At 68.1% G+C, this 12,990-nt stretch carries 10 protein-coding genes; all 10 read left to right on the forward strand.

Annotated features, from left to right (window positions below; genetic code table 11):
- Positions 1-64: 64 nt before the first annotated feature.
- A complete protein-coding gene (gene hutI, locus ACQR0Z_RS12040) occupies positions 65-1,279 on the forward strand; it encodes an imidazolonepropionase (protein WP_434919298.1) in 1,215 nt (404 codons plus the stop codon).
- Complete coding sequence (hutH, locus tag ACQR0Z_RS12045; RefSeq protein WP_434918756.1) at positions 1,276-2,823, forward strand: histidine ammonia-lyase; 1,548 nt, start codon at positions 1,276-1,278, stop codon at positions 2,821-2,823. Before hutI ends, hutH begins: the two co-directional genes overlap by 4 nt.
- 9 nt (positions 2,824-2,832) lie before the next feature.
- The gene (gene hutU / locus ACQR0Z_RS12050) at positions 2,833-4,503 is read left to right on the forward strand and encodes a urocanate hydratase (protein ID WP_434877519.1); all 1,671 of its coding nucleotides are present in this window, start codon (positions 2,833-2,835) and stop codon (positions 4,501-4,503) included.
- Between the two features lie 84 nt (positions 4,504-4,587).
- The gene (gene bchI, locus ACQR0Z_RS12055) at positions 4,588-5,634 is read left to right on the forward strand and encodes a magnesium chelatase ATPase subunit I (protein WP_434918757.1); all 1,047 of its coding nucleotides are present in this window, start codon (positions 4,588-4,590) and stop codon (positions 5,632-5,634) included.
- On the forward strand, positions 5,631-7,370 hold the full coding sequence (locus ACQR0Z_RS12060; protein WP_434918758.1) for a magnesium chelatase subunit D: 1,740 nt from the start codon (positions 5,631-5,633) through the stop codon (positions 7,368-7,370). Before bchI ends, ACQR0Z_RS12060 begins: the two co-directional genes overlap by 4 nt.
- 136 nt (positions 7,371-7,506) lie before the next feature.
- Positions 7,507-8,475: an alpha/beta fold hydrolase gene (locus ACQR0Z_RS12065; RefSeq protein ID WP_434918759.1), complete on the forward strand. Its 969-nt coding sequence runs from the start codon at positions 7,507-7,509 to the stop codon at positions 8,473-8,475.
- A gap of 33 nt (positions 8,476-8,508) precedes the next feature.
- A complete protein-coding gene (gene bchO / locus ACQR0Z_RS12070) occupies positions 8,509-9,414 on the forward strand; it encodes an alpha/beta fold hydrolase BchO (RefSeq protein ID WP_434918760.1) in 906 nt (301 codons plus the stop codon).
- A 51-nt stretch (positions 9,415-9,465) separates the two neighbouring features.
- Positions 9,466-11,004: a phytoene desaturase gene (locus ACQR0Z_RS12075; protein WP_434918761.1), complete on the forward strand. Its 1,539-nt coding sequence runs from the start codon at positions 9,466-9,468 to the stop codon at positions 11,002-11,004.
- Entirely contained in the window at positions 11,001-12,041 is a 1,041-nt protein-coding gene (locus ACQR0Z_RS12080) for a phytoene/squalene synthase family protein (protein WP_434877513.1), read from the forward strand. The genes ACQR0Z_RS12075 and ACQR0Z_RS12080 overlap by 4 nt, the downstream gene beginning before the upstream one ends.
- Positions 12,042-12,142: 101 nt before the next feature.
- Entirely contained in the window at positions 12,143-12,286 is a 144-nt protein-coding gene (locus tag ACQR0Z_RS12085) for a hypothetical protein (protein ID WP_434856051.1), read from the forward strand.
- Positions 12,287-12,990: the final 704 nt, after the last annotated feature.

Genomic DNA, 12,990 nt, shown 5'->3' on the forward strand with positions numbered 1-12,990 from the left:
CGACGGAAGCGAGTTTATGTATAGACATATCGCCCGTCAAGCTTTCGTGAAGGTGGGAGGCAGCATGGCCCAGCGTTTCGACCGGATCTGGCAGAATGCGCGGCTCGCGACCCTGCGCGAGGGACAGCCGGGCCTTGGCGTGATCGAGGAGGGGGTGATCGCGGCGCGCGACGGCCGCATCGCCTTCGCCGGTCCGCAATCGGACTTTGCCGCCGACGCCGATGCGTCCGAGCGGATCGATTGCGAGGGGCGCTGGATCACGCCGGGCCTCGTCGATTGCCACACCCATCTCGTCTATGGCGGCGACCGCGCCCATGAGTTCGAGCTGCGTCTGGCCGGTGCGAGCTACGAGGAGATCGCGCGCGCCGGCGGCGGCATCGTCTCGACCGTGGCCGCCACGCGCGCCGCCAGCGAAGAGGCGCTGATCGCCGGCTCATTGCCCAGGCTCGATGCGCTGCTTGCCGAAGGCGTCACCACGATCGAGATCAAGTCGGGCTACGGCCTGGAGACGGCGACGGAGCTGCGACAATTATCCGCAGCGCGCGCTCTCGGCGGCAAGCGGCCGGTCAGCGTCCGGACCGGCTTCCTCGGCGCGCACGCGCTGCCGGTGGAGGCGGGCGGCGACAAGGACCGCTACATCGATCTGGTCTGCGACGAGATGCTGCCGGCGGTTGCCAAGTCGGGCCTCGCCGATGCGGTCGATGCATTCATGGAAAACATCGCGTTCTCAGCTGCGCAGACGTCGCGTGTTTTCGCGACGGCCAAGGCGCTCGGCCTGCGGGTGAAGCTGCATGCCGATCAGCTCTCCAATCTCGGAGGCGCCGCGCTCGCGGCCGAATTCGGCGCGCTGTCGGCGGATCATCTGGAGCATACCGACGACGCCGGTGCTGCGGCCATGGCGAAGGCCGGCACCGTCGCCGTGCTGCTGCCCGGCGCGTTCTACTTCATTCGCGAGACGCAGAAGCCGCCGGTCGAGCTGTTTCGCAAGCACGGCGTGAAGCTCGCGCTGGCCACCGACTGCAATCCCGGCTCGTCGCCGCTGACCTCGCTGCTGCTGACCATGAACATGGCCGCGACCCTGTTCCGGATGACGGTCGACGAATGCATCGCCGGCGTCACGCGCGAGGGCGCGCGTGCCTTGGGTCTGTTAGCTGACACCGGCACGCTCGAATCCGGCAAATGGTGTGATCTCGCGATCTGGGACATTAGCCGTCCGGCGGAGTTGGTCTATCGCATGGGCTTCAACCCGCTGCATCAGCGTGTCTGGAGAGGGCAATGAGCACGATCATCGCCGAGCCGGGCCGCGTCAGCTTCGATGATCTCGCGCGCGTCTACGCCGGCGCATCGCTCACGCTCGATCCCGCCTATTGGCCGCGCGTCGAAGCCGCGGCGGCGATCGTCGCCAAAGCCGCGCAAGGCGCCGAGCCGGTCTATGGCATCAACACCGGCTTCGGCAAGCTGGCCTCCAAGCGCATTCCGCCCGACCAGACCGCGCAACTGCAGCGCAACCTGATCCTCTCGCATTGCTGCGGCGTCGGTCCTGCGACGCCCGAGCCGGTCGTGCGCCTGATGGTGGCGCTCAAGATCATCTCGCTCGGCCGCGGCGCCTCCGGCGTGCGCCGTGAGATCATCGAACAGTTGCAGGCGATGCTGGCGCACGGCGTGTCGCCCTTCGTCCCGCAGCAGGGCTCGGTCGGCGCATCCGGCGATCTCGCGCCGCTCGCGCATATGACGGCGGTGATGATCGGCGAGGGCCAGGCCTTCGTCGATGGCCGCCTCGTCGCCGGGCGCGACGCGCTCGCGCATGCCGGACTTCAGCCGGTCACGCTCGGACCTAAAGAAGGGCTGGCGCTCATCAACGGCACGCAGTTCTCGACGGCTTACGCGCTCGCCGGCCTGTTCCGTGCGCATGACCTGCTCAACGCCGCGCTGGTGACGGGGGCGCTCTCTGTCGACGCCGCGATGGCCTCCACTGCGCCGTTCCGTCCGGAGATCCAGGCGCTGCGCGGGCATCCCGGCCAGATCGCAGCCGGCCGCGTGCTCACCGAGTTGCTCGACGGCAGCGCCATCCGGCTGTCGCATCTCGAAGGCGACGAGCGCGTGCAGGATCCATATTGCCTGCGCTGCCAGCCGCAGGTCGCCGGCGCCGCGCTCGATCTGCTGAGCCAGACGGCGCGCACGCTGGTCACGGAAGCCAACGCCGTCACCGACAATCCGCTGGTGCTGGTCGAGACTGGAGAGATCATCTCCGGCGGCAATTTCCACGCTGAGCCTGTGGCCTTCGCCGCCGATCAGATCGCGCTGGCGCAGTCCGAGCTCGGCGCGATCAGCGAGCGGCGCATCGCGACGCTGGTTGATCCCGCGTTGAATTTCGGTTTGCCGCCGTTCCTCACCCCGGAGCCGGGCCTGAACTCCGGCTTCATGATCGCCGAGGTCACGGCAGCGGCTCTGTTCGCCGAGAACAAGCAGCGCGCGCTGCCATGCTCGATCGACTCCACGCCGACGAGCGCCAATCAGGAAGACCACGTCTCGATGGCCGCGCACGCGGCACGGCGGCTGCACGACATGGCCGACAACCTCGCTCACATCATCGGCATCGAACTGCTGGTCGCCGCGCAAGGCATCGAACTGCGCGTGCCGCATGGCACCAGCGCGGCGCTCTCCGCCGTGATCGGCGCGTTGCGCAAGCATGTGCCGGCGCTGGAGAGCGACCGCTACATGGCCGACGATCTCGCGAAGGCTGCTGCGCTCGTGACTGCTGGCGCTTTGGCCCGCGCTGCCACCGACGCACTCGGGCGCGATCCATTTCCTAGGCTTGGATGAGAGGGACCCATGAACCGACGCCTCGACAATGAACGGGTGATCCGCGCCCCCCATGGCAGCGACATCAGCGCCAAGAGCTGGCTCACCGAAGCTCCCTTGCGGATGCTGATGAACAATCTCGATCCCGACGTTGCCGAGAAGCCGAGCGAGCTGATCGTCTATGGCGGCATCGGCCGCGCCGCGCGCGACTGGGACAGCTTTGATCGCATCGTCGCGTCGTTGCGCAAGCTCGAGGCGGATCAGACGCTGGTGGTGCAGTCCGGCAAGCCGGTCGGCATCTTCCGCACCCACAAGGATGCGCCCCGAGTGCTGATCGCCAATTCCAACATCGTGCCGCATTGGGCGACGCTCGATCACTTCAACGCGCTCGATAAAATGGGCCTGATGATGTACGGCCAGATGACGGCCGGCTCCTGGATCTATATCGGCAGCCAGGGCATCGTGCAGGGCACCTACGAGACGTTCGTGGAGGTCGGCCGTAGGCACTACAATGGCGATCTCGCCGGAAAATGGATTCTCACCGCAGGCCTCGGCGGCATGGGCGGCGCACAGCCGCTCGCGGCCACGATGGCCGGCGCGTCGATGCTCGCCGTCGAATGCCAGCCGAGCCGCATCGAGATGCGGCTGCGCACCGGCTATCTCGATCGCCAGGCCGCCTCGCTCGACGAGGCGCTGGCGCTGATGGAGGAGGCCGCCAAGACCAAGAAGGCTGTGTCCGTCGGCCTGCTCGGCAATGCCGCCGAGATCTTTCCCGAGCTCGTCCGCCGCGGTGTGCGTCCGGACATCGTCACCGACCAGACCAGCGCGCATGATCCGATCAACGGCTATCTGCCGAAGGGCTGGACGCTCGCGGAGTGGGAGGCCAAGCGCGCGTCCGATCCGAAGGCGGTGGAGCAGGCGTCGAAGACCTCGATGGTCGGCCACGTCCAGGCGATGCTGGATTTCCACGCCATGGGCATCCCGACGCTCGACTACGGCAACAACATCCGCCAGATGGCGCAGGACATGGGCCTCGCCAATGCGTTCGATTTCCCCGGCTTTGTGCCGGCGTACATTCGCCCGCTGTTCTGCCGCGGCATCGGTCCGTTCCGCTGGGCGGCGCTGTCGGGTGATCCCGAGGACATCTACAAGACCGACGCCAAGGTGAAGGAGCTGCTGCCCGACAACAAGCATCTTCACAATTGGCTCGACATGGCGAGGCAGCGCATCAAGTTCCAGGGCCTGCCGGCGCGGATCTGCTGGGTCGGGCTCGGTGATCGCCATCGCCTCGGGCTCGCCTTCAACGAGATGGTGGCGCGCGGCGAATTGAAGGCGCCGATCGTGATCGGCCGCGACCATCTCGATTCCGGCTCGGTGGCAAGCCCGAACCGCGAGACCGAGGCGATGAAGGACGGCTCGGACGCGGTGTCGGACTGGCCGCTGCTCAACGCGCTGCTCAACTGCGCCAGCGGCGCGACCTGGGTGTCGCTGCATCATGGCGGCGGCGTCGGCATCGGCTATTCGCAGCATGCCGGCATGGTCATCGTCGCCGACGGCACGGATGATGCGGCGCGGCGGCTGGAGCGCGTGTTGTGGAACGATCCCGCCACGGGCGTGATGCGCCATGCGGACGCCGGCTATGACGACGCTATTGCCTGCGCCGAGGCCAACGGTCTCGATCTGCCGAGTCTTGCCCGCTGAAGCGTTGACGGGTTGAAGAGCGGCCCCTGATTGTGGTCTCATGCCGCCAACGCGGCCGAGACGCCGCGATGCAGGGGACGCTCCATGGGAATAGCCTTTCCGTTCTCGGCCATTGTCGGCCAGGACGAGATGAAGCTGGCGCTGATGATCGCCGCCGTCGATCCCAAGGTCGGCGGCGTGCTGGCCTTCGGCGACCGCGGCGCCGGCAAGTCCACCGCGGTGCGCGCGCTGGCCGCGCTGCTGCCGCCGATGAGCGCCGTGGTCGGCTGTCCCTACCAATGCGACCCGGCCGATGCCGCCGGGCAATGCGCCGAATGCCGCGCGCGATCGAAGCCGAGCGGCAAGGGCAAGAAGCCTGCGCTGTTGAAGGCGCATGAGGTGCCGGTGCCGGTCATTGATCTGCCGCTCGGCGCCACCGAGGATCGCGTCGTCGGCGCGCTCGATCTCGAACGCGCATTGGCGCATGGCGAGAAGTCGTTCGAGCCCGGACTGCTGGCGCGTGCCAACCGCGGCTTCCTCTACATCGACGAGGTCAACCTCTTGGAGGATCATCTCGTCGATCTGCTGCTCGACGTCGCTGCCTCCGGCGAGAATGTCGTCGAGCGTGACGGCCTCAGCATCCGCCATCCTGCACGCCTGGTGCTGGTCGGCACCGGCAATCCGGAGGAGGGCGAGTTGCGGCCGCAGCTGCTCGATCGTTTCGGCCTCTCCGTCGAGGTCAAGACGCCCGGCGATCTGCCGACGCGGATCGAGGTGATCAAGCGCCGCGACTCCTTTGAGACGGATTCTGCCGCCTTCGTCGCGCATTGGGAGAAGGAGGAGGTCAAGCAGCGCAAGCGCATCCTTGCCGCGCGCGAGCACATCGGCTCGGTCAAGGTTGCCGATCGCGAGCTGGAGAATGCGGCACGGCTGTGCATGGCGCTCGGCACCGATGGCTTGCGTGGCGAACTCACTCTGATGCGCGCGGCGCGGGCGGCTGCGGCGCTCGACGGCGCCAAGGCTGTTGATGACGGGCATTTGAAGACGGTCGCGCCGATGGCGTTGCGGCACCGGCTACGGCGCAATCCGCTCGACGATTCCGGCTCCTCGGTGCGGGTCGAACGCGCGCTCGCCGAGCTGTTCGCGTCGTGAGCGACGGCGCCGCGATCTGGACCGATGCCATGATCGCGGCCGCGCTGGCCGCGATCGATCCCTCCGCGTCGGTGCTGCTGCGTGCCGGGGCGGGACCGGTGCGCGAGCAGTGGCTCGATCTGCTGCGCGAGCTGATGCCGCCGTCGGTACAGCTCCGCAAGCTGCCGCCGTCGATCTCCGATGACCGCCTGCTCGGCGGTCTCGATCTCGCCGCGACGCTGCAGGCGGGGCGTCCAGTGATGCAGCGCGGGCTGCTCGCCGAGGCCGATGGCGGCGTGCTGATCGCCGTGATGGCCGAGCGCATGGCGGCATCGACGACAGCGCATCTCTGCGCTGCGCTCGACACCGGAGCGATCAGCATCGAGCGCGATGGCCTGTCGTTGCGCGCGCCAGCGCGCTTGGGCCTGATCGCGCTCGATGAAGGCATTGGCGATGAGCGGGTGTCGCCTGCCTTGGCCGATCGCCTCGCCTGCCATGTCGATCTCAGCATGGTGGCCCGCGCCGATCTCGGCGAGAGCCTGTTCAAATCGTCGGACATTGCAGCGGCACGCGTGCTGTTGCCGCAGGTCCGGCTGTCTGACGACGCGATCGGCGCGCTGACGACGACGGCCATCGCGCTCGGCATCGACTCGCTTCGCGCGCCTTTGTTGGCCTGTCGCATGGCGCGCATCGCGGCGGCGCTCGATGGCGAGACGGCCGTCGCCGAGTCCCACATCGCCTGTGCCGCGCGGCTTGTGCTGGCACCCCGCGCCACACGCTTGCCTGCGACGGAGGATGACCCCGAGAACAACGACGCGCCGGAGCCGCAGAACGACCAGGCCGAGAGCGCGGAGGACGATCGCAGTAATGACGGCCCGCTCGAGGATCGCGTGCTCGACGCGGCGCAGGCCGCCATTCCCGCGGACTTGTTGAAGCGCCTGCAGGACGAGCGCGCGATACGGGCGCGGGCGAGCAGCGCGGGTCGGCAGGGCACGGCGCAGAAGGCACCGAAGCGCGGCCGTCCGATCGGCGCGCGGCGCGGCGAGTGGCGCGCCGGCGCGCGGCTCAACGTGCTCGAGACATTGCGCGCGGCGGCGCCGTGGCAGCCGTTGCGGCGGCGGGCGCAACGTGCGGGCAAGAGCGGCCGGCTGATCGTCCACAAGGACGACATCCGCATCACCCGTTTCAAGCAGCGCTCGGGCACCACGACGATCTTCGTCGTCGATGCATCCGGCTCCTCGGCCCTGCAGCGGTTGGCGGAGGTCAAGGGCGCGGTCGAACTGCTGCTCGCCGAGTGCTACATCCGCCGCGATGAGGTGGCGCTGATCGCGTTTCGTGGCAAGTCGGCCGAGCTGCTGCTGCCGCCGACCCGCTCGCTGACGCGCGCCAAGCGCAGCCTCGCCGGCCTGCCCGGCGGCGGCGGCACGCCGTTGTCGGCGGCGATCTTCGCCGCGACCGAGCTTGCGCTTGCAGTGAAGGCCAAGGGGCAGGCGCCGACCATCGTGCTGATGACCGACGGCCGCGCCAATGTCGCACGCGATGGCGGCGGCCGCAGCGAGGCCGAGGCGGAGGCGCTGGTCGCGGCAAAGCAGCTCGCGCTCACCGGCATTCCCGTCGTGCTGGTCGATTCCTCGCCGCGGCCGCAGGACAAGGCGGCGCATCTCGCGGCGGCCATGCAGGCACGCTACGTCGCGCTGCCTCACGCCGATGCGACACGGTTGTCGCGGGCCGTGATGGCGCAGGCTGGCCGCGGCTGAACCCGGTGGAACACGCGCCGTCAAGCGGCGTTCCCAACGACGACTGACAAGCGGTCCGGTCATCGTTATGCTCGGCCACGTCGTCGGCAGCATGATCGCGTCTTTCGACATTATTCCGGCACACAGGGAGCACGCCATGCAGGTGGCCTCGACCACACAGAGTGATCACGCGGCCGTTGCGCGTGCCGTGACGATGCCACCGCCGCTGGCGGCGCATCACTTCGAGCTCGCCGATGCCCGCACCGGCCGCATCACCTGTTATGCCGATGGTCCCGCAGGCTCCACCGAGCGCCCGCTGCTGCTGATCCACAGCGTCAACGCCGCGGCCACCGCTTACGAGATGAAGCCGCTGTTCGAGCACTATCGCCAGCACCGTCCTGTCTATGCGCTCGACCTGCCGGGCTTCGGCCTGTCGGACCGCGCCGACCGCATCTACACCCCGCGCATCATGACCGATGCAATCCTGCTCGCCGCAAACGAGATCCGTCGCCGTCACGGCGATGTCGCCGTCGATGTCATCGCGCTGTCGCTCGGCTGCGAGTTCGCCGCGCGCGCCGGCACCGAGGCGCCGAACCTGTTTCGCACGCTCGCGCTGCTGAGCCCGACGGGGTTCGACCGCCGCGCCGAGGCGGCGGCCAATAACGGCGGCGGCGACAAGAATGCAACCCGCGCGATGCCCTGGCTGCGCAAGATCTTCACCGTGCCGCTGTGGAAACACCGCTTCTTTACGCTGCTGACATCACGCGCAAGCATTCGCTTCTTCCTGCGCAAGACATTCGGCCGCAAGGACATCGACGAAGGCCTGCTCGAATACGACTACATCACCACGCATCAGCCCGGCGCCGAGAATGCGCCATACTCCTTCGTCTCCGGCTACATGTTCAGCGTCCACGCCCTGAAGCTCTACCAGGCGCTGGCGATGCCGGTGTGGATGGTGCACGGCGTGCGCGGCGATTTCGTCGATTACAACGGCAAGCATGCCGTCGAGGGCCTGCCGAACTGGACCATCCAGGTGATGCAGACCGGCGCCATGCCCCATTTCGAGCAGCTTGATAAAGTCGTCGCGGGCTACGATGATTTCCTGACGCGTGCGGCCGGTGCTTGAGCTCGACGGCCGCGTCCAACCCCGTGGGCCGGCATGAGCGACAAGCCGAACTGGAGCGTCGATGGCAGCGACTGGCCGAACCGAACGGCCAGCCGCTTCGTCGATGCGGCCGGGCTTCGCTGGCATGTGCAGGTGATGGGCGAGGGGCCCGTGGTGCTGCTGGCGCACGGCACGGGAGCGGCCACCCATTCCTGGCGCGATCTCGCGCCGCTGCTCGCGCAGCGCTTCACGGTCGTCGCGCCCGACCTCTCCGGTCACGGCTTCACCTCGACGCCGCATTGGCAGCGCTTGTCCCTCGACGGCATGTCGCGCGATCTTTCGGTCCTGTGCAACAAGCTCGCGATCTCTCCGGAGATCGCGATCGGCCATTCCGCGGGCGCCGCGATCCTCACCCGCATGACGCTCGACGGCCTGATCGCGCCGAAGCTGATCGTCAGCCTCAACGGCGCCTATCTGCCGTTCGGGGGACCCGCGGCGCAGTTCTTCTCGCCTTTGGCCAAGATGATGGCGCTCAACCCGCTGGTGCCGCGGCTGTTCGCCTGGCGCGGCCGCGATCCGGCGGCGGTGCACCGGCTGCTGAAGGGCACGGGCTCCACGCTCGATGCCCTTGGCGAGCGGCTGTATCGCCGCCTCGTCGGCAGCCCCGGCCATGTCGCCGCCGCGCTGGAGATGATGGCGAACTGGGACCTGCATCCGCTGGTCCGCGACCTGCCGCGTCTGACGACGGCCCTGCTGCTGGTCGCCGCGACCCGCGACCATGCCATTCCGCCTGACGTGGCCCGGCGCGTGCGGCAATTGGTACCCCAGGCTCAGCTCGAACTTATTGATGGGCTTGGCCATTTGGCGCACGAGGAGCAGCCGGGGCGGATCGCGGAGCTGATCCTTATCGCCGCTGAGCGTGCCGGCGTGCTCGCGGCGCAGCAGGAAATGTCAAATTAGGTTGACATTTTTGACTGGCGAAAGCGTCAATTTCAATTTACGCTTTCGGCCATGCTCGATGTCTCCACCATCAAGGCCGCTGTTCCGGCTGCGCTCGGAGACCGGCCGCATGCGGTCGTGATCGGCTCCGGCTTCGGTGGCCTTGCGGCCGCGGTGCGGCTCGGCGCGCGCGGCTATCGCGTCACCGTGTTCGAGCAGCTCGATGCGCCCGGCGGCCGCGCCTATGTGCATCGCCAGGACGGCTTCACCTTCGATGCGGGGCCCACCATCGTCACCGCGCCGTTCCTGTTCGAGGAGCTGTGGCAGCTCTGCGGCCGGCGGATGTCCGACGACGTCACGCTGAAGCCGATCTCGCCCTTCTATCGCATCCGCTTCGACGACGGCACCATCTTCGACTGCTCGGCCGACCCGGCCGCAATGCGCGCCGAGGTCAACAGGATCTCGCCCGGCGATGTCGACGGCTATGAGCGCTTCATGATGGCGAGCGAGGCGATCTTCAAGAAGGGTTTCGAGGAGCTCGGCGACGTGCCGTTCCTCTCCTTCACGGACATGCTCAAGATCGCGCCGGCGATGATCAAGCTGCAGAGCTTCCGCTCGGTCTATGGCCTGGTGTCGCAGCATGTCCGCGACGAGCGGCTGCGGATCATCCTGAGCTTTCATCCGCTGCTGATCGGCGGCAACCCGTTCACGACCACGTCGATCTATTGTCTCATCGCCTATCTCGAGCGCCGCTGGGGCGTGCACTTCGCGATGGGCGGCACCGGCGCCTTGGTCAGCGGGCTCGTCAGCCTGATCGAAGGGCTGGGCGGCGAGGTCCGCTGCTCGGCGCCCGTGGCCGAGATCACCACGAAGAACGGCGCCGCCACCGGCGTGCGGCTCAAGTCCGGCGAGACCATCGCCGCCGATGTCGTCGTGTCCAACGGCTGCGCCGCCTGGACCTACAAGCATCTGCTGCCATCGGTCGCGCGCCGGCGCTGGACCGATGCGCGCATCGACCGCGCGCGTTACTCGATGAGCCTGTTCGTCTGGTATTTCGGCACGAAGCGTCGCTATGACGACGTCGAGCATCACACCATCCTGCTCGGCCCGCGCTATCGCGAGCTGCTCGACGACATCTTCCGCCGCAAGGTGCTGGCGGATGATTTCAGCCTCTATCTGCATCGCCCCACCGCGACCGATCCGTCGCTGGCGCCCGAGGGCTGCGACGCGTTCTACGTGCTGTCGCCGGTGCCGCATCAGGAGAGCGGCATCGACTGGCGTGCTGCCGCCGAGCCGTTCCGCAAGCGGATCGAGGCGGCGCTCAGCGAGTCTCTGCTGCCGGATCTGGCCGGGCAGATCGTGACGTCCAGGCTGCTGACACCCGATGATTTCGAGCATCGGCTGTCGTCCTATCGCGGCGCGGCGTTCGGGCTCGAGCCGGTGCTGCTGCAGAGCGCCTGGTTCCGGCCGCACAACAAGAGCGAAGAGATCGAGCGGCTGTATCTCGTCGGCGCCGGCACGCATCCCGGCGCCGGGCTGCCGGGCGTGCTGTCTTCGGCGCGCGTGCTCGATGATCTCGTGCCGGCCCCGCATGAGCTGGAGCGACGATGAACTGGCAAGCGGACATCGCGATCTGTCGGCGGATGTTGCAGGGCGGGTCGAAGACGTTCTTCGCTGCGTCGAAGGTCTTGCCCCGATCGGTCGGCGATCCCGCCATCGCGCTCTATGCGTTCTGCCGCGAGGCCGATGACGCGATCGACGGCCCCGGCCGCCGCGTCGATGCGGTGGAGGTGCTGCACGAGCGGCTCGAGCGGATCTATGACGGCCGGCCCGACGACAGTCCCGTCGACCGTGCGCTGGCCGGCGTGGTGACGGAGTTCGCGATTCCGCGCGCGCTGCCGGAGGCGCTGCTCGAAGGCCTCGCCTGGGATGCGCAAGGCCGTCGCTACGAGACCTTGAGCGACGTGCTTGCCTATGCCGTCCGCGTCGCCGGCACGGTCGGCGTGATGATGTCGCTCTTGATGCACCGGCGCGACGCCGAGACGATCGGGCGCGCCTGCGATCTCGGCATCGCGATGCAGCTCACCAACATCGCCCGCGATGTCGGCGAGGACGCCCGCGCCGGCCGGCTGTATCTGCCGCGGCAATGGCTGCGCGAGGCGGGGCTCGACGTCGAGACCTGGCGCGCCGCGCCGTTCTTCGACGACCGGGTCGCGCGCGTCACCGCGCGGCTGCTCGCGGTCGCCGACGTGTTCTATGCCCGCGCAGCCGCCGGCATCGCCGATCTGCCCTGGGCCTGCCGGCCCGGCATTCATGCGGCGCGGCTGATCTATGCCGAGATCGGCCGCGAGGTCGCGCGCGCCGAGTTCGATTCGCTGTCGCGGCGGGCCGTCGTCTCGGCGGCGCGCAAGCTGCAATTGCTGGGCAAGGCGGCGGCCGTCTCGCTGCTGCAGCCACAGCCGTCGCTGGCGCCGCTGCGTCCCGAGGCGCGCGGGCTGATCGACGCGGTCGTCGCCGCCGATGCGCAGCGTCCGCATGCGCTGCCGGCGCCGCAGCGCACGATGCGCGACCGCGCGCTGTGGGTGATCGACCTGTTCGAGCGCCTGGAGCGCCGCGATCAACTGCTGCGCTCCGGCCGGCTGTCCTGACATGACGACGCCGGCGCTGACGAGGCGCGGACGTCGGCCATGATCGGTGAGACAGTGTGAGCGAGGCGCCGAGGAGAGAGACGTCAAGTGAGTGAGACGCCATGAGCGAGATGGGCGGCCTGCTCGAACTCGTCGTCGTCGCGCTCTGCGTGCTCGGCTGGCTCGCGCTCGAATGGCAAGGCCGCCGCCTCGACCGCCAGCGCGCCGAACGCGAGGCCAGAGAACGCGAGGCGGAGAAGCAGTAGGCCGAGATCGCCGACGCGACGTCGCTGCCGCGCTGCATTGTGCAGCGTCGTAGCAGCCCGGATCGCCGCGATGTTGCACGTCGCGTCTTGTCTGGGAGGATGAGACGGATTCACGGCTCAAACAGCGATTGGCGTCAGCGACCGCGACACAGACGGGAACGCGTCGCCGCGATCTCGCGGCACATCGTGCCCGAGGTCTTCGATCATCATGTCCCTCTCGAAGGTGCAGAGGGCGCAGGGAATGCCGGGTGACAGCCTCACCCATGGCCCGCCTGCTGAAAAAAATGCAGGCGGCAGGTACCACAGGCAAAGCCGAAACACGCCGGCATTCCCTGCGCGACGGGTTGACGGCTGCTTCGCGATCTCCCCGGTGCCCGGCTCGTTGGCCACCGTCGTCAGCGCCGTGCTATCGGCACGAGCGCCAACTTGACCTCAGCTTCGGGAGGCCAGGACCACGCGACTTGACCGTCCGCAAACGCTCGTTCGTCCGCACATCGATGAAGACATGCTGCGAGCTCTCGCGGCCATCGCATCCCCGCCTCGCGTGTCGTGACGATCGCGCGCTACGCCCCTTCTGCATGAGGCGGGATGCGCGGATACAACCATGAATTCTGAAAAATAGCAAGATGATTATTTTTGCCGGAAGCACGAGATTGGTCCACCGCCGTCGTCCCGGCGAACGCCGGGACCCATACCCCCAGGGA

Source organism: Bradyrhizobium sp. HKCCYLS3077 (assembly GCF_051167555.1).
In the GTDB taxonomy this organism is placed as follows: domain Bacteria; phylum Pseudomonadota; class Alphaproteobacteria; order Rhizobiales; family Xanthobacteraceae; genus Bradyrhizobium.

What these genes read in the sequence shown, in the direction of transcription:
- ACQR0Z_RS12080 (WP_434877513.1), top strand. Translation starts at nt 11,001, where the DNA reads ATGAACTGGCAAGCGGACATCGCGATCTGTCGGCGGATGTTGCAGGGC.
- hutU (WP_434877519.1), top strand. Translation starts at nt 2,833, where the DNA reads ATGAACCGACGCCTCGACAATGAACGGGTGATCCGCGCCCCCCATGGC.
- hutH (WP_434918756.1), top strand. Translation starts at nt 1,276, where the DNA reads ATGAGCACGATCATCGCCGAGCCGGGCCGCGTCAGCTTCGATGATCTC.
- bchO (WP_434918760.1), top strand. Translation starts at nt 8,509, where the DNA reads ATGAGCGACAAGCCGAACTGGAGCGTCGATGGCAGCGACTGGCCGAAC.
- ACQR0Z_RS12065 (WP_434918759.1), top strand. Translation starts at nt 7,507, where the DNA reads ATGCAGGTGGCCTCGACCACACAGAGTGATCACGCGGCCGTTGCGCGT.
- hutI (WP_434919298.1), top strand. Translation starts at nt 65, where the DNA reads ATGGCCCAGCGTTTCGACCGGATCTGGCAGAATGCGCGGCTCGCGACC.
- ACQR0Z_RS12075 (WP_434918761.1), top strand. Translation starts at nt 9,466, where the DNA reads ATGCTCGATGTCTCCACCATCAAGGCCGCTGTTCCGGCTGCGCTCGGA.
- ACQR0Z_RS12085 (WP_434856051.1), top strand. Translation starts at nt 12,143, where the DNA reads ATGAGCGAGATGGGCGGCCTGCTCGAACTCGTCGTCGTCGCGCTCTGC.
- bchI (WP_434918757.1), top strand. Translation starts at nt 4,588, where the DNA reads ATGGGAATAGCCTTTCCGTTCTCGGCCATTGTCGGCCAGGACGAGATG.